Here is a 19,343-nt window from a genome sequence, read left to right as displayed (position 1 = left end):
CCCTATTTTTACCGATTTTTTCCTAAATCTATGATCTGCCTGCGTACTTTTTCCGGTATTTCGGGTGGAATAAATCCAGGTCTTGCCAGATAATACCCCTGCAGGTAATCAATCTTTTCCAGAATCAGGGCCTGCATTTCATCTGCCGTTTCCACACCCTCCGCAATGGTTTTAATCTGATGTTCCTGTGCATAAGTAACCAGGTGGCGCAGCAGCATCTGTTTATTTTTATCCTGGCAGATACCCTCTACAAGGGATTTGTCTATCTTAATATAATCCGGACGGATACTTAAGAGAACTCCTTCAGAGTTATATCCGGTTCCAAAATCGTCAATTGCAAGCTGTGCTCCCCAGGATTTTAATGCTTCCTTCTTCCGCTCCATAAGCGGTGCATCCAGTTTGTCTTCCTCCGTAATTTCTAAAACAATCCTGGATAAATATTTTCCGTACTGAGATTCAATGTCAGCGATTTCTTTTTCACTCATACACTGGTTGGCAATGGAATTTATGAACAGCCTGCCGTCTCCGGAAGATTCCTTTAGCTTAACAAATCCTTCCAGTGCTTTTGAAAAGGTCAGCCGTTCAATTTCATGCAGTTTCGACTGCGCCCTTGCCAATGTTAAAAGCTCAAACGGCGTTTTGATATTTGTTGTCCGTGGCCGCATCAGTGCTTCATAGGCAAATACCACTCCGGTAGTTGTAGAGACAATCGGCTGATACATGTAATCCAGCAGTTCTTCTTCAATCAGCTTATTCAGTTCTTCTTTACACTGTAACAGATAAGATTCTTTATTATAGATATCCACGTTAAAAGCTTCCATCTGCCCTTTGTTGGTCTTTTTGACCAGATACATTGCAAAATCCGCATACCGGATAAGATCATGATAATTTACCGCATCTTTAGGATATGCTGCAATACCGGCGGAAGCCCTTACCTGAATAGAAGTCATATCCTGGAACGTAATCTTCGCGTCCTTGAATTTTGCAAACATTTCTGCAAATTTCTGCTGGATCTCTTCCTGATTCTGATAGCCATAAACAAAGATCATAAACTCATCTCCCGACAGTCTGGAAATAACTGACTGGGGATCCGGATATTTCTTTAATACATCTGCCGCCAGTCTGATGTATTCGTCACCATAATCATGACCGTAAGTATCATTTACATACTTCAGATTGTCCAGATCCAGCATTACCATCGCGCCCTGTTTCAACTTCTGGGGTTCTTCAAACAGCCGGTCCAGTCTGGCACAGAATGCCCTGCGGTTAAAAAGATTAGTCAGGATATCATAATCCCTTTCATGCTCTATCTTTATCTTTTCTTCCATATCCTTACTGATATCAGTAAGGACAACAAGGGTTCTGCCTTCTTTTGTAACTACCTTGGCTCTCAGCCAGTAAGGGTACTTTGCTTCATCTATATGCAGGATATATACCCCTTCATTCTTATCCCTGCTGACCAGATAAGGCAGCAATTTTCTAATAGCCGCTTTCACCTTACCTGATTCTACATAATTTTCATCCTTTTCAATTCCCAGGATTTCACAAAACTGCTCGGTGCAAAATACTCTTTCGGGCTTCTCATGATTATATTCACAGGCGCCCATTTTAATATCTGTCATTGCCAGGATTGTAGAAAGTTTATTGGCATTATTCGCCACTTCCACACTGAGATTTTCAATTGTATCTGACAGTTCATCTATTTCTGATACTTCCAGTCTTTCCAGATGAATGGGTTTATCCGGATTCAGTGTTTTCAACTTTCTGCTGAGCGCCGTAATGGGATTCGCTACCAGTTTCGACACTACAAAACTTGCTGCAACACCAATCAGCAGCGAAAGTATGATCATCACCATAATACTGGTACGGAAACTATAAAAAAAGGAAAGCAGATGATCATCGGAAACAACACCAATTAAAACCCATTGTTCATTCTCAAAGGGCGTATGTGTATTATACAGTTTTATCGTCTGAACGCATCCATAAGTTTTCTTACCGTCTGATTTAATTGGGTAAAAATAGTTATTGGTAAGGTTATCTTCCAGTTCCAGCTGCCCGCCGATTTCCGGGAACAGTTGTTTTGACATAATTCCGGTCTGGGTAATTAAGCGGTAGGTCAGAGGAACCTCTTCGACATCACTTTCACTTTGTCCCATTGCCAGTATATAACTTCCATAGTTCTGGTTGTCCAATTCCTTAAAAGGCAGTTCTGTATTCAGGTAATCCAGAGACATTTCCACACCCATAACACCGATTGGTTCTCCCCCCAGTATAATGGGTACGGAATAGGTAATAATTGGAACGGAATCTCCTGCTTCACTTTTATTCAGGTAAAATGGGCTGCTCCAGTATCCAAGATCTTTACTTTCTATTTCCGGATGTTCTTTTGCCGCCTCAAACGGGCGGTAATAAAAGGCATCATCCGTATCACTCTCATCCATCTGAAAGCCCGGAGTCCAAAAACGGTCCAGAGCAATACGATATTTATTGGTGATATAGGAAGGCCCCCGAAGTGCAAGCAGGTCTGAATAATCTCCTGTGGTGGTAGTCGGGTCGGAATCCCTGAAATAGATTCCACTTTTGTCATCGCTTCCATCTCCGTTAAAAATAACAAATGCACCGCTTACCACATTCCTTCTCATCATTTCCAACAGATAGTCTGAAATTTTATTTAAAATTTCTTTGCTGCATTCACTGTTCATCACAATATCCTGAGGTGTCTTCCCCTGTTTGCTTAAAATTGTCTGAACCGCTGATGTAATATCCTCCGAAGTACCTTTGACATTCCCCCACCTTGATATCATATCGTTTTGGAGAGAATTTCTACGGTTATTCACTTTTTCACTAAAGATATGAAAAGAATTATTCTTCAGCTTGTCCATCGTTCCGCTTTCAAAAACAACGCAGTAAAACAATCCTGCCTGAAATAGCATGACGATCAAAATTGGAATTAAAATTTTCTTCAATAATGATGTTTTTGATCTTTTCATCTTACTTCCCCATTAATTGGCCTGCGTTGTCTCCAACTTCTCTGTTAACTGGCTCAGCCATGCTTCAAAATTTTCCTGTGTATTATATTTGGCAATCGCTTCATCCCTGCCCGTACCATTTTTTATCAATGCATCAATAGCCTGTTTGTCTTCCTTTGCCTTATCCGACAAACTGTATTCCAGAATATCCCTGGCTGTTTCACTTCCTTCAAAAGCTTTGGCTGTATAAAATTTGTAAGTATCGGACATCTCAAATGCAATATTCAGAGTTTCTTTCATAACGGAATCAATTTTCCCATCCTCATAATTTGCCAGGGTTGATTTCAACTTTTCACTTGTCTTTGCTTCTTTTTTAACCGGAAGATATCCAGATTCAATGGAGAAAGCCATATTCTGCTCAGTATCTGTGAACCATTTCATAAATTCTACGGAAGCATACTCTTTTTCCGGCGTGGATTTGGTAACTGCCATGCCCGCTCCCTGCTGTACCGCATAGTTTTCTCCGCCTTCAAAAACCGGAGCTTTTAATGCCATTGCTTCAACCGGATAGCTGTTGCTGTCATCGATAAAGACTTCTTTCGGAAAATAAGTAGCGGATGTGGTAGAGCCAACAAAAGCCAGAAGATCCCCTACTTTTGCATCATCGGAACGGAACTTGCCATAGGCTCCGAAATAACCTTTTATGTAAGGAACATAGTAGCCGTCCCAGATCTTTTTCATCACTTCTTTGTCTAGCTGAAACTCCACTTTTCCATTTTCCACTTTAAAAATTTCTGTCCCAAGCTGTTTTGCTCCAATGAGTAGATAATTCGCCATTGCATCCCTGCCAAAGAATGCCTTTCCGCCGGACCAGTCATAATATTGTTCCGAAACGTCAATCAATCCTTCTAATGTCCCTAGTTCATTTATATCTGCCCCTGTTTCCGCAGCGAACTTGTCCCAGTCTGTCTTATTGAGCATCATCATCTCTGTTGACTTCGCCGTTGGGAAAATTTTCAATTCATTCTTTTCTCCCATTCGTCCTTCTTCAATATAAGCCGGGTCATACTGTTCCAGTTCTTCTTTACTCAGATAATCATCTAAATTTGCAACCAGACCCTTTTTATCTATTTCATACACCGTATTGGTATAACCCAGAAAAATACTGGGCATATCGGAAGTTCCGACTTTCTTGTTCGCAGTATCCAGCACTTTTTCCGATAACTCCGGTATGCTCCCGCAGTTTAAAGCACTTACAACAATTCCTTCTTCCAGTCCAACCGTGCTGTTAAATTCTTTAATCATATTGTCCAGCGCATTCTGCTGGTTTCCGCTGTAATAATGCCAGATGTCAATATTCACCGGATTCTTTGGATCTAACTTTACTTTTCCTTTTGAACTACACCCACCTAATGCAACTGCAAATAACCCTGCTGCAATCCCAAAAGCCAACAATTTCTTTTTCATAATTTTTACTCTTTCCGTATTATAATCTCTTTTTATTTAAGGATGCATATAGAGGCTATTATATCATATTTTTACCAACTGAGATACCATTATATTTGGATGAAAGGATAATATTATTGCTTCCAATTCCAGAAAATTCACAACAAAAAAGATACCGGCATCCCGGTATCTTCAATAAACCTTATTCAGCTTCTGGCTTTTCAACTTCTGCAATTGCAGCTTTTCTCATTGGAATTCTGCAATTCTTATTGCTTCCAAATTCTACAATCACGTCTTCATCTGTAATATCAATTATAACACCGTAAAATCCTCCGGTAGTTACGATACTATCTCCTACAGCAAGATCAGACAGCATTGCATTTAATCTCTTCTGCTCCTTCTTCTGCGGTCTGATAGCAAAAAAGTACATTGCTGCACCAATTACTACTACGTAGAGAATTAAAAGACCCATTCCACCTGCAGCTCCGCCGGCACTCAAAACATTACTCATGTGTGACTTCCTCCATTTCTTTTTCACTCATAAATTACATAATACACAAATTCTGCCAAATCATCAAGTATTTTTTAATAATTTAGCGAATTTTAATGTTTCCCTGTTCAAAACCCTCTAATTTGGCTTTTTTGTACTCTGCGTACCGTCCCTGTTCTATCGCTTCCCGGATTTCTTCCATCATGTGATTGTAGAAATACAGATTATGAAGTACGCACAGCCGCATTCCCAGCATTTCCTTCGCCTTTAACAAATGGCGGATATATGCTCTGCTGTAATGCCGGCACGCCGGACACTGGCAGCCTTCTTCTATTGGCTTGTCATCCAGTTCGAATTTTGCATTAAACAGATTCAGCTTGCCCTGATTGGTATAGACATGCCCATGGCGTCCATTCCTGCTGGGGTATACACAGTCAAAGAAATCCACCCCCCGGTCTACTGCTTCTAAAATATTTGCCGGTGTTCCCACTCCCATGAGATAGGTTGGCTTTTCCAAAGGAAGGTGCGGTACCACCGCGTCCAGTATCCGGTACATTTCCTCATGCGTTTCTCCTACTGCCAGGCCGCCGATTGCATATCCGTCCAGATCCATCTGTGCAATCGTTTTCGCATGTTCAATACGGATATCTTCGTAAATCGCCCCCTGATTTATCGCAAATAATAATTGGTCTTTATTAATGGTATCTTCCAGGCTGTTCAGTCGTGCCATCTCTTCCTTACATCTTGCCAGCCATCTTGTGGTACGGTCAACAGAATTCTGTACATATTCTCTGCTTGCCACACTGGATGGACATTCATCAAATGCCATGGCAATGGTAGATGCCAGATTCGACTGTATCTGCATGCTCTCTTCCGGTCCCATAAATATCTTTCTGCCGTCAATATGGGAACTGAAATATACACCTTCTTCTTTTATCTTACGAAGTCCGGCCAGGGAGAACACCTGGAATCCGCCGGAATCGGTCAAAATAGGTTTGTCCCATACCATGAATTTATGCAGTCCGCCCATTTTCCTGACTACATCGTCGCCTGGACGTACATGCAGATGATAGGTATTGGAAAGTTCTACCTGCGTACCGATCTCCTGGAGGTCCGTTGTTGCCACAGCTCCCTTAATCGCCGCTGCAGTCCCCACATTCATGAATACCGGAGTCTGAATAACTCCATGTACCGTGTGCAGCTCGCCTCTTTTTGCTTTACCGTCTTGTTTTATAAGTTTGTACATTGATATTACCTGCTTTATGTTTATTTTAGTTTATGTTAAAAAACATTCCAGAGTATTTTAACATATCTTTCCTTAAAGTACAAGTTTTGCAATCCGACATCTTTTAATCATCTTTTAATAGGAAATCATTTCCGCAATTTAGGATTGTATTTTAATTTGATTTGTCGTATAATGTAGCGTGGTATTCAATGCCATACAAGATGTAGTATACCAGCCGGCCCCTTTGGCTATTCATGCTGTTCTGGCCTGCTGCACAGCAACTCTCACATAGATTGGAGGCACATAAATGCAAAACGATATAAATGAAACTGCCTTACATAGTCTGGGAATTGACATTGGTTCTACCACTGTTAAGATTGCAATTCTGGATCACAACCGGAATCTGTTGTTTTCAGACTATGAAAGACATTATGCCAATATTCAGGAGACCTTGTCTTCTTTATTAAAAAAAGCTTTTAACCAGCTGGGGGAACTTTCCCTGGCTCCTATGATTACCGGTTCCGGGGGACTTACCCTCGCCAAACACCTGGGTGTTCCATTTGTCCAGGAAGTAATCGCTGTGTCTACAGCGCTTCAGGATTATGCACCGCAGACCGATGTTGCCATTGAACTTGGCGGCGAAGACGCTAAGATTATATACTTTGAAGGCGGCAGCGTGGAACAGCGTATGAACGGTATTTGTGCCGGAGGTACCGGTTCTTTTATTGATCAGATGGCATCCCTCCTTCAGACAGATGCTACGGGACTGAATGAGTACGCGAAAAACTACAGCTCTCTTTATACGATTGCTGCCCGCTGCGGAGTATTTGCGAAATCAGATATCCAGCCTCTGATCAATGAAGGGGCAACAAAAGAAGATTTATCCGCATCTATTTTCCAGGCTGTTGTAAACCAGACCATCAGTGGGCTCGCCTGCGGAAAACCGATTCGCGGCCACGTAGCATTTCTGGGAGGACCGCTTCACTTCCTTTCCGAGTTAAAACAGGCATTTATCCGTACTTTAAACCTGGATGACGAACATGCGATTACGCCAAACAATTCCCATTTGTTTGCAGCGATTGGTTCGGCACTGAATCATGATCCAAAGGTTTTAACTTCATTGGAAGCATTGACCGGGAAGCTCTCCTCTGCCATTAAGATGGAGTTTGAAGTGGCACGAATGGAACCACTGTTTGAATCGGAAGAAGATTATGCGAAGTTTAACGTAAGACAGAGTAACTATAACGTGGTAACAGATGACCTGAGTTCTTATGAAGGGCTCTGCTTCCTGGGCATTGATGCCGGCTCAACAACAACAAAGGCTGCTCTCGTAGGCGAAGACGGTTCTCTATTATATTCATTTTACAGCAGCAACAACGGTAGTCCATTGAACACTACGATTTCCGCAATCAAAGAAATCTATTCCCTGATGCCGGATTCTGCAGCTATCGCCTACTCCTGTTCTACGGGATATGGGGAAGCTCTGATAAAAGCGGCTCTCATGCTGGATGAAGGCGAGGTGGAAACGGTTTCCCACTATTATGCTGCAGCTTTCTTTGACCCGGAAGTTGACTGTATCCTGGACATTGGCGGCCAGGATATGAAGTGTATTAAAATCAAGAACCATACCGTTGACAGCGTGCAGTTAAATGAAGCCTGCTCCTCCGGATGCGGCTCCTTTATAGAAACCTTTGCCAAATCCCTGAATTACAGCGTACAGGATTTTGCAAAAGCCGCTCTTTTTGCGAAGCATCCCATTGACCTTGGTACCAGATGTACCGTATTCATGAACTCCAAGGTAAAGCAGGCACAAAAGGAAGGTGCAGATGTCTCCGATATCTCTGCCGGCCTTGCTTATTCTGTTATTAAAAATGCATTATATAAAGTTATTAAGGTCTCAGATGCTTCAGAACTGGGACGTCATATTGTGGTTCAGGGTGGTACTTTCTACAACGATGCTGTTCTGCGAAGCTTTGAAAAGATCGCAGACTGTGAAGCAATCCGACCGGATATTGCCGGTATCATGGGGGCATTTGGTGCCGCTCTGATCGCCAGAGAACGTTATGACGAAAATAAAGAAACTACCATGCTTTCTATCGACAAGATCAATAAGCTGCAGTTCACTACTACTATGGCGAAATGCAAAGGCTGTACCAACCACTGCCGCCTGACGGTAAACCGTTTTACCGGCGGACGCCAGTTTGTAAGCGGCAACCGCTGTGAACGCGGTCTTGGAAAAGAGAAAAATAAAGACAATATTCCAAACCTGTTTGACTTTAAAAATAAACTGATGTTTTCCTATACACCGCTGGAAGAGGACGAAGCAGTCCGCGGCACCGTAGGTATTCCAAGGGTTCTGAACATGTATGATAATTACCCGTTCTGGTTTACATTTTTTAACCAGTTGAAATACAAAGTTGTGCTCTCCCCTCCTTCCACCCATAAGATTTATGAACTTGGCATTGAATCCATACCAAGTGAATCGGAATGTTATCCGGCAAAATTAGCTCATGGTCATGTGACCTGGCTGATTCGTCAGGGAATTAACTTCATTTTTTACCCATGTATTCCTTATGAACGGAACGAATTCCCGGAAGCTAACAACCATTACAACTGTCCGATTGTAACCTCTTATGCAGAGAATATCAAAAATAATATTGAAGAAATTAAGACTGAAAAGATTAACTTCTCCAACCCGTTCCTGGCATTTACCAGTGTAGAAACCATCTGCTCACAGTTATACAAAACCTTTCCGCGTATTCCGGCAGCGGAGATCAAATCAGCTGTACAGGCAGGATGGGATGAATTGGAGCGTACAAGGCTTGAAATGTACCGCAAAGGGGAAGAAACCATTGCCTATTTAAAGGAAACCGGAAGACACGGAATTGTCCTTGCCGGCCGGCCATACCACATCGATTCTGAAATTAATCACGGTATTCCCGAACTGATCAACTCCTATGGAGTAGCAGTTCTGACCGAAGACAGTGTTTCCCACTTAAATCAGCCGGAACGTCCCTTAATTGTTATGGATCAGTGGATGTACCACAGCAGGCTCTATGCTGCTGCGAACTATGTTAAGACTACGGAAAATCTGGATCTTATCCAGTTAAACTCCTTCGGCTGCGGGCTGGATGCCGTTACCACCGACTCGGTGAATGACATTCTCGCCAACTCAGGTAAAATTTACACCTGCCTGAAAATCGATGAAGTAAACAATCTGGGAGCTGCCAGAATCCGTGTCCGCTCACTTCTCTCTGCTATCCGCGTAAGAGAAGAACGTAAAATATGCCGCTGTATTCAGCCGGCTAATATGAAACGCGTTGTTTTTACCGAGCAGATGAAGAAAGATTACACGATCCTCTGTCCCCAGATGTCACCGATTCACTTTGGTCTTCTGGAAGCCGCTTTCAACACTTCCGGCTATCGGTTAGAGGTATTAAATACAGATGATAAGGCCGCAATTGACATGGGTCTGAAATACGTGAATAACGATGCCTGCTTCCCTTCACTGATCGTAGTGGGACAGATTATGGATGCCGTACACTCCGGAAAATACAACCTGGATAAAACAGCAGTCCTGATTTCCCAGACTGGCGGCGGCTGCAGGGCAAGTAATTACATTGGTTTTATCCGCCGTGCCCTTGAAAAAGCAGGTTACCCGAATATCCCGGTTATTTCCATTAACTTAAGCGGACTTGAGAAAAACCCTGGATTTAAAATCAACTATTCCCTGATAACCAAAGGACTGTATGCCGTAGTATTCGGTGACCTTTTCATGCGATGCCTCTACCGTATGCGTCCTTATGAAAAAGTAAGAGGAAGTGCCAATGCGCTGCACCAGAAATGGGAAGAACGCTGCATGCGGTTTATCTCCCAGCGCCATCCGTCTTTCCTGGAATTTAAAAAGTTATGCCGCCAGTTAATCAGGGACTTTGATGCACTGCCTATCCTGGATATCAGAAAGCCGAAAGTCGGCGTCGTAGGTGAGATTCTGGTTAAATTCCTGCCCGCTGCCAACAACCATCTGGTTGAACTTTTAGAGGCGGAAGGTGCGGAAGCAGTTGTGCCGGATCTGATGGACTTCCTGCTCTACTGTTTCTATAACACCAATTTCAAAGCAGAAAACTTAGGGATGAAGAAATCCTCCGCCCAGTTTGCAAACGCAGGTATCAAGGCACTTGAATTTATAAGAAGTGCCGCTTCCAAAGAACTGGAAAAAAGCGTTCACTTCCATGCACCGGCAAAAATTGAGGATCTGGCTGAATTTGCTAATCCAATTGTCTCTATTGGAAACCAGACCGGAGAAGGTTGGTTCCTGACCGGAGAAATGCTGGAACTGATACACAGCGGTACCAATAATATTGTATGTACCCAGCCATTTGGATGCCTGCCAAACCATGTCGTAGGGAAAGGCGTTATCAAAGAACTGCGGCACAGATACCCGCTTTCCAATATCGTGGCAATTGATTATGATCCGGGAGCAAGTGAGGTTAACCAGCTGAACCGTATTAAACTGATGCTTTCCACAGCTCAGAAAAATCTAAAAAAAGAAATGGATGCATAAGTTTCGGAATCCATTTATAGTAAATGTAATAGAAGTTAAAAGAGAAAGAAATCCGCTAGTCGTGGGATTTCTTTCTCTTTTCTAATTTCATAATGCAATTTTATAATCCAAATCAAGGATTTCTTGTTTTAAGCTTCGATCCCTGGGTACAGCAAACCATCAGATATTCTCAATCTGCCAGTCAATTGTTTCCATCCCATTACTTTTAAGAAATGCATTGGTCTTACTAAAAGGCTTACTGCCAAAAAAAACCTCTGTAGGAAGACAGCGGACTTGGATGCGGCGCTTCCAGAATCAGATGTTTCGGATTATTAAGCATAGCCTTTTTCATTTGGGCAGGACGTCCCCAAAGGATATATACAATTGGTCTGTCCTGCTGATTTAATATGCGGATTGCCGCATCAGTAAACTCTTCCCAGCCGATTCCTCTGTGAGAATTTGCCTGATGCGCTCTTACGGTTAAAACCGTATTCAAAAGCAGAACACCCTGCTTTGCCCATTTCGTCAGATGTCCGTTATTTGGAACATAACAGCCCACATCATCCCTCAGTTCCTGATAGATATTCACAAGCGACGGCGGAATCTCCACATCAGGCTTTACGGAAAAACAAAGCCCATGTGCCTGACCGTCCCCATGATAGGGATCCTGTCCTAAAATCACGACCTTCACCTGTTCTAAAGGCGTAAATGCAAATGCATTGAAGATATCATCTGCTGCCGGGAAGATCAGTCTTGTCTGATACTCTTCCATTACTTTCTTATAAAGATTTGCATAATATGGTTTCTTAAATTCTGGTTTTAAAGGTACTAACCAGTCGTTACTGATTGGTGGCATACTCACTCCTCCTTACAATCTTACCGGCACATTTTTTCCTGCCAGGTATTTCTTTAGTTCTTTTATCTCGAGCTCTTTATAGTGAAACAGCGATGCCGCCAGAACTGCATCTGCCTTTCCTTCTGTTAATGCATCGTAAAAATGCTCCATGGTTCCGGCTCCTCCCGATGCGATAACCGGAATGGAAACATTTTCTGCAATGGTTCTGGTAAGCTCTAAATCATATCCCGCTTTTGTCCCGTCACAGTCCATACTGGTCAGCAGGATTTCGCCCGCCCCCATTTTATCTGCTTTCATTGCCCACTCAACAGCATCCATTCCCACATCAATTCTGCCGCCGTTTTTATAAATATTCCAGCCTGAGCCATCTTCCCGCTTTCTGGCATCAATTGCCACCACAACGCACTGGCTGCCAAATTTGTCTGCCGCTTCGCTGATCAGACTGGGATTGTCAATTGCAGAGGAGTTGATTGAAATTTTATCGGCACCTTCCCGAAGAAGCGCCTTAAAATCATCTACCGAACGGATTCCACCACCCACTGTGAAGGGAATAAAGACATTTTCAGCCACTTTCCGGACCATGTCCACAACAGTCTCCCTTGCATCGGAAGAAGCCGTTATATCCAGAAATACGACCTCGTCAGCACCGGCCTTATCATATGCCGCCGCAATCTGAACCGGATCCCCTGCATCCTTCAGGTTGACAAAATTAACACCTTTTACCACACGTCCATTATGTACATCCAGACAGGGAATAATTCTTTTTGTAAACATCTTAAATATCCTCCTATAACCCTGCAAAATTTTTCAGTATCTGAAGTCCTGTATCACTGCTTTTCTCCGGATGGAACTGACAGGCAAACACATTTCCCTTTTCCACAGCTGCATGGATATCCGTTCCATACCAGGTAGTGGCAGCCACTGTTTCCGGTTCCTCTGCCTGCAGATAATAAGAGTGTACAAAGTAAACATACGCATCCTCTTCAAGTCCCGCAAAAAGCTTTCCCTCATTGGGATATTTCAAAGAATTCCAGCCAATATGGGGAATTTTCAAATCATGATTATCCGGAATCCGCACAATCCTGCCTTTCAATATGCCAAGACCATCTACGCCCGGGCTCTCTTCACTGCTCTCAAACAGCAGCTGCAAACCAAGGCAGATTCCAAGAAAAGGTTTCTGCATATCTGCCACTTCATGAATCACGTCAACTAATTTATATTCCTTTAATCTCTCCATTGCCTCCTTAAAGGAGCCAACACCGGGCAGAATAACCTTATCCGCCTTTAGAATTACCTCTCTGTCCCTTGATACTACCGGATTTTCTCCAAGGTGCATCAAAGCCTTTTCTACACTTTTCAAATTACCTGCATCATAATCAATAATCGCTATCATGTTGTCACTTCCTTATCCGGGTTATCATTATTCTAAAATCCATTGAAAAAGGAATGCTGCCTCTATTTTGCAGCATTCCTTTACAGTTTATCATATTTATTTTCAAGATACAATTCCAAATCGACGAATTTCGCACTGTATAGCGGTAAAATAATTACTGTTCACAGGCAAGCCTATATACAGTAACTCCGCCTGCCCAGTTAAAGTCACCTTTGGCAAGGGACAGGCTCAAGTCCATACACCTTTATATCTTCGAGTATCCATAACTGTTTACAATCGCATCCACAGGAACTTTCCTGGCACACATCGGACAGGCAGAAAAATCATAGGTCTGATAATCCGGAATGTCCTTCTCCGTAAAAATAGAGTTAATCTCCACATCTTTTGGATGGTACGCGCTGAAAACTGCAGAAATTCCCGCAATCTCTCCGCCGTAATACCGGATGCACTCCAGGCTTCTGCTAATGCTCTTACCGGTTGTAATGGAGGATAGTAAGAGAACCACATGCTTTCCGCGGATCATCATCTGCATGTTATCCCGGAAAATCAACTGACCGCCTGTATGCAGTTCCGGTGTAACGATATAAATTGTCTTATGCTGGTTCATAGACATAATGCCTGCCTGGCTAAGCTGCTGGGCCAGGTACGACCCGATTACTTCACAGCCATCCATACAGACAATCGTATCCACAAAAGTCGTCATCTCATACTTTCTCGCCAGAAGTTCTGCCGCAGCAGCCGCTTCACTCTGTCTTGCCTTTAAAGTGGTCATGTCAATATAATAATTGATATGAGAATGATTTGTTGCAAAATGTCCCTGGATGACCTTAATCGCTACCATTGAATTTGCTTTTGACTTAATTTTTACTGCACGTGTTTCCATACGCAATCCTCCTTATTTCAATACATGATCCGGTTCATCAACAAAAAGCTGTTTAGAAATTAATCATTGCTTTCATCAAGACTTTCAGATTGATGAGTACTTTTCCATGCTTATCTAAACAGGTTCCAGAAATATTTTACCATATTTATCCTTAATTAGAAAGATAATTTCAAGTTTATCACATATATTTTCACAACAATGTGCAGTTTTCCTTTTATTAGATATGAATTCAAGATTTTACATAATCTTATTCTTCAATCAATAAGCTAACCGGATTCTGACTGACAGAAATACTTCTCTCCCGGATCTCCGGTGTCAGCTGCGCTAATTTGTCATGAACCCGTATAAAACTGGATTTCTGGTTAAAATATGCCGTTTTTTCAAAGGGCCAGCGGATAACAGAAGGATACTGGAATCCTACACCTAATTCCAGAATGCAAAGCTTTCTGTTCAGCGTATTCTGAAGCCATTTTGTATACACCTCCCACTGGGGAAGATAGATCGATTCATCATAATTCTCATTGGTAACCACATTATTTACCGCATCACTCCCGCAGGGTGCCACAATCCGCTCCTTCTCCAGATCAGATTCATAAATGAAATCATCCGTATTCAATGTCACTACAAAATATGACTTACCTCCAACCAGCTCTTTTAATTTATCATAGGCCTTTTTTACATCCTCTTTTTTATGAGCTCCCTTAAAATCAGTTCCTATTCCTATTAAAATAAGGTCAGCTTCCTTTACTTTATCTAAAATTGTCTTTAACATGCCAAAAATCCTTTCTATTTATATCATCTTCACTCCCGTATTTGCTACGTTTGTAATTATAGCGTATCTTTACGAGAAAGACAACCGCAGATAGCTGTTAATGCAGAAGCTGTTAATTGTGGATTCCTCATTTATCCGGCCTATACACTTCTTATATGTGGTTTGCAACCTCAAATGCATCCCAAACCGCATACATAATATTACTTACTTTTTTCGCATCTCCAAGCAGGTATATTTCAGGCAGAAGTTCTTCTAACTCTTTATATAAGGAATTTTCTTCCTGATAACCTACTGATAAAATCACACTGTCGCAGGTCAATGATTTTGTACCCTCTTTTGTTTCATATGTTAAAATTCCATCCGCAAAAGAGCTTGCCCTGGCCCCGGTACAAATTTCAACATTGTAAAACGGCAGCAGTTTTTCCAGCATCTCCTTATTTGCCGAACAGATCGGACCATTGAGTTCCATGATCTTATCAAGGGCTTCCAGTATAGTCACTTTCTTTCCCTGTTTCGCAAGATGAAGGGCTGTCTCGCAGCCAACCAGGCCTCCTCCGATTACTGCACAGGTATTCACAACTTCTTTTTCCTGCAGTAGTACCTCAGATGCTGTATAGGTATGGTCATCATCCCCAAGTGAAAATACCTTCGGCTTTGATCCGGTTGCCACAATAACACAGTCCGCATTCTTTTCTAATACCATATCTCTTGTTAGTTCCGTCTCTAAATGTACCTCTACGTTTAATTCCTGAAGCTCTCCCGCATACCATTTCGCCAATGCAATATCATCTTCTTTAAAATCAGGTGCTCCACCTGCCAGCAGATTGCCGCCTAACGCTTTTCCTTTTTCATACAGCGCCACCTGATGTCCGCGGATTGCCAATACTCTGGCCGCTTCACAGCCAGCTGCCCCGCCTCCGGCTATCAGGATTTTTTTCGGACGAAATACCGGTGTAAAAGCATTTACACGTTCCCGCGCTGCCTGGGGATTCACCGCACAGTTTAATGCAGAATATTGCTGGATTCTTCCCATACATCCCTCCTGACAGGAAATACAGGGACGGATTCTCTTCTCCATTCCACTTCGCAGCTTCTGTACATAGTCCGGGTCTGCCAGCAGCGGTCTGCCAAGAGATACCATATCGCAGGTTCCGTCTTCAACTGCTTCCGATGCCATATCCGGGTTATCCATTCTTCCTGCACAGATAATGGGGATCTGTACGGTATCTTTCATAAGCTTTGCATATGGTCTGTAAAGTCCTTTTTCCTGATACATCGGCGGATGGCTCCAATACCAGGAATCGTAAGAACCAACATCTACATCCAGGGCATCGTAACCGTATCCTTCCAGCATTTTTGCCGCCTTTATTCCCTCTTCCAGATCACGTCCCTTTTCCTCAAATGCTTCTCCCGGCAATGCACCATTCCGATAATCTTTTATAAAACTTTTCGGTGAATAGCGCAGTGTAACCGGAAAATCTGCTCCACAGGTCCGTTTGATCTCTTCCACAATTTCCTTTGCAAATCGAAGCCTGTTTTCCAGGGAGCCGCCATATTCATCTTCTCTATGATTAAAAAGTGCGATGGCAAACTGATCAATTAAATACCCTTCATGTACCGCATGAATCTGAACGCCGTCAAATCCTGCACGCTTTGCATTGTACGCACCTTTTCCCATTTGCTTCACTAAGGTATGTATTTCCTGGACAGTAATCTCCCTGCAAGTCTTATCCAGCCAGCGATGCTGGATCGGAGACGGTGCAACCGGAGGAAATTCTCCAAGATTTGTAGGTATCGTAACACGTCCAAAACCACCGGACATCTGTAAAAACACTTTTGCCTGGTAAGCATGAATCCGCTCCGTCATTTCTTTTGCAGTACGGATAAACTGAATCGGATTAAACGTGGGCGACGGTGTATTGCCAACACCATGCTGCTCAATCTCTTCATCCACAAAGGTTACACCGGTAATGATCAGTCCCGTTCCTCCTTTGGCACGTTCTACATAATAATCAATACCTCGCTGATTAAATCCTCCCTGAAAATCTCCCAATCCCAGCGGTCCCATAGGCGCCATGGCAAACCTGTTTTTCAGCTGTACATTCCCGATTTTCACCGGGGTAAATAAATTCTTATATTTCTGATTCATATCTATTCTCCATTTCTTAAACATACTTTGTATTCTTCCTGGGTTTTGCTAAATATCTTATAACATACATTGTGTTCTTCCTGGGTTTTGCTAAATATCTTATAACATACTTTGTGTTCTTCCTAGGTTATGCTAAATATCTGGCAGCAAATGCTGTCAGCATTTCCCCTCCCTTTTAACCTCACTTCGAATAGTTTCTACCACCTTTATACTATCCTTAACATACATCTTGCTCCACTCCTTTCATTTAAATTAGCTTCATTATAAAACTCCTTTTAAACTATGTCAATATTTACATGTTTATATTTATATATTTTTTTCATATGTCTATATTTTTAAAGAAAACTATGATAAAATAAGCAAGAAGGTATGATGGTATTGATCTGATACCTGAAATGATATAAATAATTACAATTACTATATAACTTCATAAGGAGTCTTTCTAAATGAGAACACTAAAATATGCTTTACTGGGAATAATTAATCGCTCCCCATCCACCGGCTATGACATTATGAAATATTTTAATCAAACTCTTAATAACTTCTGGTATGCAAAACACAGCCAGATTTATCCTGAACTAAACAAGTTATGTAACGAAGGATTGATTTCATGTGAAGTGGAAATAACCGGCACAATTCAGGAGAAAAAGCGCTATACCATAACAGAAGCCGGAAAAGCCGATCTGATGAACTGGCTCTCCAAAGATGAGCCCTTAGATCCTACCCCAAAAGATAAATTCCGGCTTCGCATTTATTTCTGTGAAAATTACACAACAGCGGAAATGAAAGACATGTTTCTCAGCGAACAGTCAAAACATTTCGAAAAACTAAAAAACCTGGAAAAAAATATGGCTGAATTTCAGGAACTTCCAAAACCAGGAACATCTGCATTTGGAGATTATCTGATTTTACGAAGTGCAATTATGCGGGAAAACATGACATTGGACTGGATAACAGAATCACTGGAATTATTAGAAGTATAGAGTATAGAAGATCATTACACATGTGGTACCCTGCCCGCGGGTGAACACAGGCATGGTGGAAGAAGAGTATATAAGAGCATTGCATATGTGGTACCGCCACTGCTGAAAAACAAAAAGGCGTAAAGTAAGTTAAGGTAACAATTGTAACCATAGCTTACTTTACGCCGAATGTAAAACATCATATTTAAAGATATATTTCATTCTAAAACTTTTATATTACTCTTGATTCTTATTTTCCCTAACTACTCTGCAGGGACTTCCAAGTGCCACAGAATTTTCCCGGATGGATTTGGTTACCACACTGCCTGCTCCTATTACTACATTGTCACCAATTTCCACTCCCGGAAGAATAATAGCGCCCCCTCCAATCCAGACATTGTTTCCAATAATTACGGGAGCCGTCATGGTCTTGCAAAATTCAAATCCTTCTTCTTTTATATCTCCGAACCGATCTTTTGCATTTATAGGGTGAAAAGCGGTATAAATCTGTACATTTGGAGCTATTAATGCATTATCTCCAATCATAATCCGATTATCATCCAGAAAAGTACAATTCATATTCACTTCACAATTGTTTCCAAAATAAATATTATTGCCATAATCAACATAAAATGGAGCCGTAATCCATAGATTTCGACCTCTGCCTCCTAATAATTCATTTAAAATCTTGTCTTTTTCAATAATGTCTTGTGAATTAAGTTGATTATAATCTCTAATTAAATTTTTTGCTTTATGCCATTGTGTAATTAATTCTTCATCTCCACAATCATAAAGCATTCCTGCCAGCATTTTTTCTCGTTCTGTCATAGGTCTCTCCCTGATATTGGATTTTGCATCATCTTTATAATTAAATTTTATACAAAAAAAGCAGCTATCTTTAGCTGCCTCACATGCATATACCTTCAAAATCACACACAGAAATTCATCAAATTATCATCCGTTCTTGCATTACCAACTTCGTTGATCATATCAACTTTGTTGACATTATCCTAAACCTCATCGGAATACTAAGCTCGAAAATACCTCGCTAAGTGTTCCGATATGCCTCTCACTAAATTCAAACTCACTTTCGCTCGTTTTCATTCAGTGTTCTGGCTATATGGATAAGCCTTCGACCTATTAGTATTAGTCAGCTCCATACATTACTGCACTTCCACCTCTAACCTATCTACCTCGTCGTCTTCAAGGGGTCTTACCACTTATGTGGGGGATATCTCATCTTGAGGGGGGCTTCACGCTTAGATGCCTTCAGCGTTTATCCCTTCCCGACTTGGCTACCCGGCCATGCTCTTGGTAGAACAACCGGTACACCAGAGGTCAGTCCAACCCGGTCCTCTCGTACTAAGGTCAGCTCCTCTCAAATATCCTGCGCCCACGCCGGATAGGGACCGAACTGTCTCACGACGTTCTGAACCCAGCTCGCGTACCGCTTTAATGGGCGAACAGCCCAACCCTTGGGACCTACTACAGCCCCAGGATGCGATGAGCCGACATCGAGGTGCCAAACCACTCCGTCGATGTGAACTCTTGGGAGTGATAAGCCTGTTATCCCCAGGGTAGCTTTTATCCGTTGAGCGATGGCAATCCCACTTTATACCACCGGATCACTAAGTCCTACTTTCGTACCTGCTCCA

General features: G+C 42.1%; 12 protein-coding genes, 1 rRNA gene and 1 pseudogene. 2 read left to right on the top strand and 12 right to left on the bottom strand.

The genetic code is table 11. The annotated features are described in order from the left end of the window. Positions 1-8: 8 nt before the first annotated feature. The 4 genes from RHS_RS16000 to tgt all read right to left on the bottom strand — a co-directional run bounded on the left by RHS_RS16000 (position 9) and on the right by tgt (position 6,151). A complete protein-coding gene (locus RHS_RS16000; protein ID WP_047833752.1) occupies positions 9-2,990 on the bottom strand; it encodes an EAL domain-containing protein in 2,982 nt (993 codons plus the stop codon). A 12-nt stretch (positions 2,991-3,002) separates the two neighbouring features. Next, complete coding sequence (locus tag RHS_RS15995; RefSeq protein WP_027294783.1) at positions 3,003-4,436, bottom strand: extracellular solute-binding protein; 1,434 nt, start codon at positions 4,434-4,436, stop codon at positions 3,003-3,005. Between the two features lie 181 nt (positions 4,437-4,617). Further along, positions 4,618-4,926, bottom strand: coding sequence for a preprotein translocase subunit YajC (yajC, locus tag RHS_RS15990; RefSeq protein ID WP_044289468.1), 309 nt, complete (start codon positions 4,924-4,926; stop codon positions 4,618-4,620). A gap of 82 nt (positions 4,927-5,008) precedes the next feature. Continuing rightward, positions 5,009-6,151 (bottom strand): tRNA guanosine(34) transglycosylase Tgt, encoded by a 1,143-nt coding sequence (gene tgt / locus RHS_RS15985; RefSeq protein ID WP_044297102.1) that lies wholly within the window; start codon positions 6,149-6,151, stop codon positions 5,009-5,011. Positions 6,152-6,437: 286 nt separating this feature from the next. Between tgt and RHS_RS15980 the strand changes: the two genes are divergently transcribed. Continuing rightward, entirely contained in the window at positions 6,438-10,694 is a 4,257-nt protein-coding gene (locus RHS_RS15980) for a 2-hydroxyacyl-CoA dehydratase (RefSeq protein ID WP_242849117.1), read from the top strand. Between the two features lie 159 nt (positions 10,695-10,853). Here the strand turns inward: RHS_RS15980 and RHS_RS15975 are convergent. From RHS_RS15975 to RHS_RS15950, 6 genes and pseudogenes are all read right to left on the bottom strand, one after another. Beyond that, positions 10,854-11,529, bottom strand: a pseudogene (locus RHS_RS15975) (uracil-DNA glycosylase). A gap of 12 nt (positions 11,530-11,541) precedes the next feature. Continuing rightward, positions 11,542-12,303 (bottom strand): imidazole glycerol phosphate synthase subunit HisF, encoded by a 762-nt coding sequence (hisF, locus tag RHS_RS15970; protein WP_044297103.1) that lies wholly within the window; start codon positions 12,301-12,303, stop codon positions 11,542-11,544. Positions 12,304-12,316: 13 nt separating this feature from the next. Next, complete coding sequence (hisH, locus tag RHS_RS15965; protein WP_027294789.1) at positions 12,317-12,922, bottom strand: imidazole glycerol phosphate synthase subunit HisH; 606 nt, start codon at positions 12,920-12,922, stop codon at positions 12,317-12,319. Between the two features lie 244 nt (positions 12,923-13,166). Beyond that, positions 13,167-13,805 (bottom strand): hypothetical protein, encoded by a 639-nt coding sequence (locus tag RHS_RS15960; protein WP_027294790.1) that lies wholly within the window; start codon positions 13,803-13,805, stop codon positions 13,167-13,169. A gap of 247 nt (positions 13,806-14,052) precedes the next feature. Continuing rightward, complete coding sequence (locus RHS_RS15955; RefSeq protein ID WP_044289470.1) at positions 14,053-14,577, bottom strand: hypothetical protein; 525 nt, start codon at positions 14,575-14,577, stop codon at positions 14,053-14,055. Between the two features lie 151 nt (positions 14,578-14,728). Beyond that, entirely contained in the window at positions 14,729-16,726 is a 1,998-nt protein-coding gene (locus tag RHS_RS15950; protein WP_047833768.1) for an FAD-dependent oxidoreductase, read from the bottom strand. A 446-nt stretch (positions 16,727-17,172) separates the two neighbouring features. On the opposite strand from RHS_RS15950, the gene RHS_RS15945 reads away from it, so the two are divergent. After that, positions 17,173-17,709 (top strand): PadR family transcriptional regulator, encoded by a 537-nt coding sequence (locus RHS_RS15945; RefSeq protein WP_027294793.1) that lies wholly within the window; start codon positions 17,173-17,175, stop codon positions 17,707-17,709. A 216-nt stretch (positions 17,710-17,925) separates the two neighbouring features. Here the strand turns inward: RHS_RS15945 and RHS_RS15940 are convergent, their stop codons facing one another. Both RHS_RS15940 and RHS_RS15935 read right to left on the bottom strand, forming a co-directional pair. Continuing rightward, positions 17,926-18,516, bottom strand: coding sequence for a sugar O-acetyltransferase (locus RHS_RS15940; protein ID WP_044297121.1), 591 nt, complete (start codon positions 18,514-18,516; stop codon positions 17,926-17,928). Between the two features lie 292 nt (positions 18,517-18,808). After that, positions 18,809-19,343: ribosomal RNA gene (locus tag RHS_RS15935) — 23S ribosomal RNA — on the bottom strand; the annotation flags it as partial.

Source organism: Robinsoniella sp. RHS (assembly GCF_001029355.1).
Lineage (GTDB): Bacteria > Bacillota > Clostridia > Lachnospirales > Lachnospiraceae > Robinsoniella > Robinsoniella peoriensis.
This window is presented reverse-complemented; position numbering and strand designations above follow the sequence as displayed.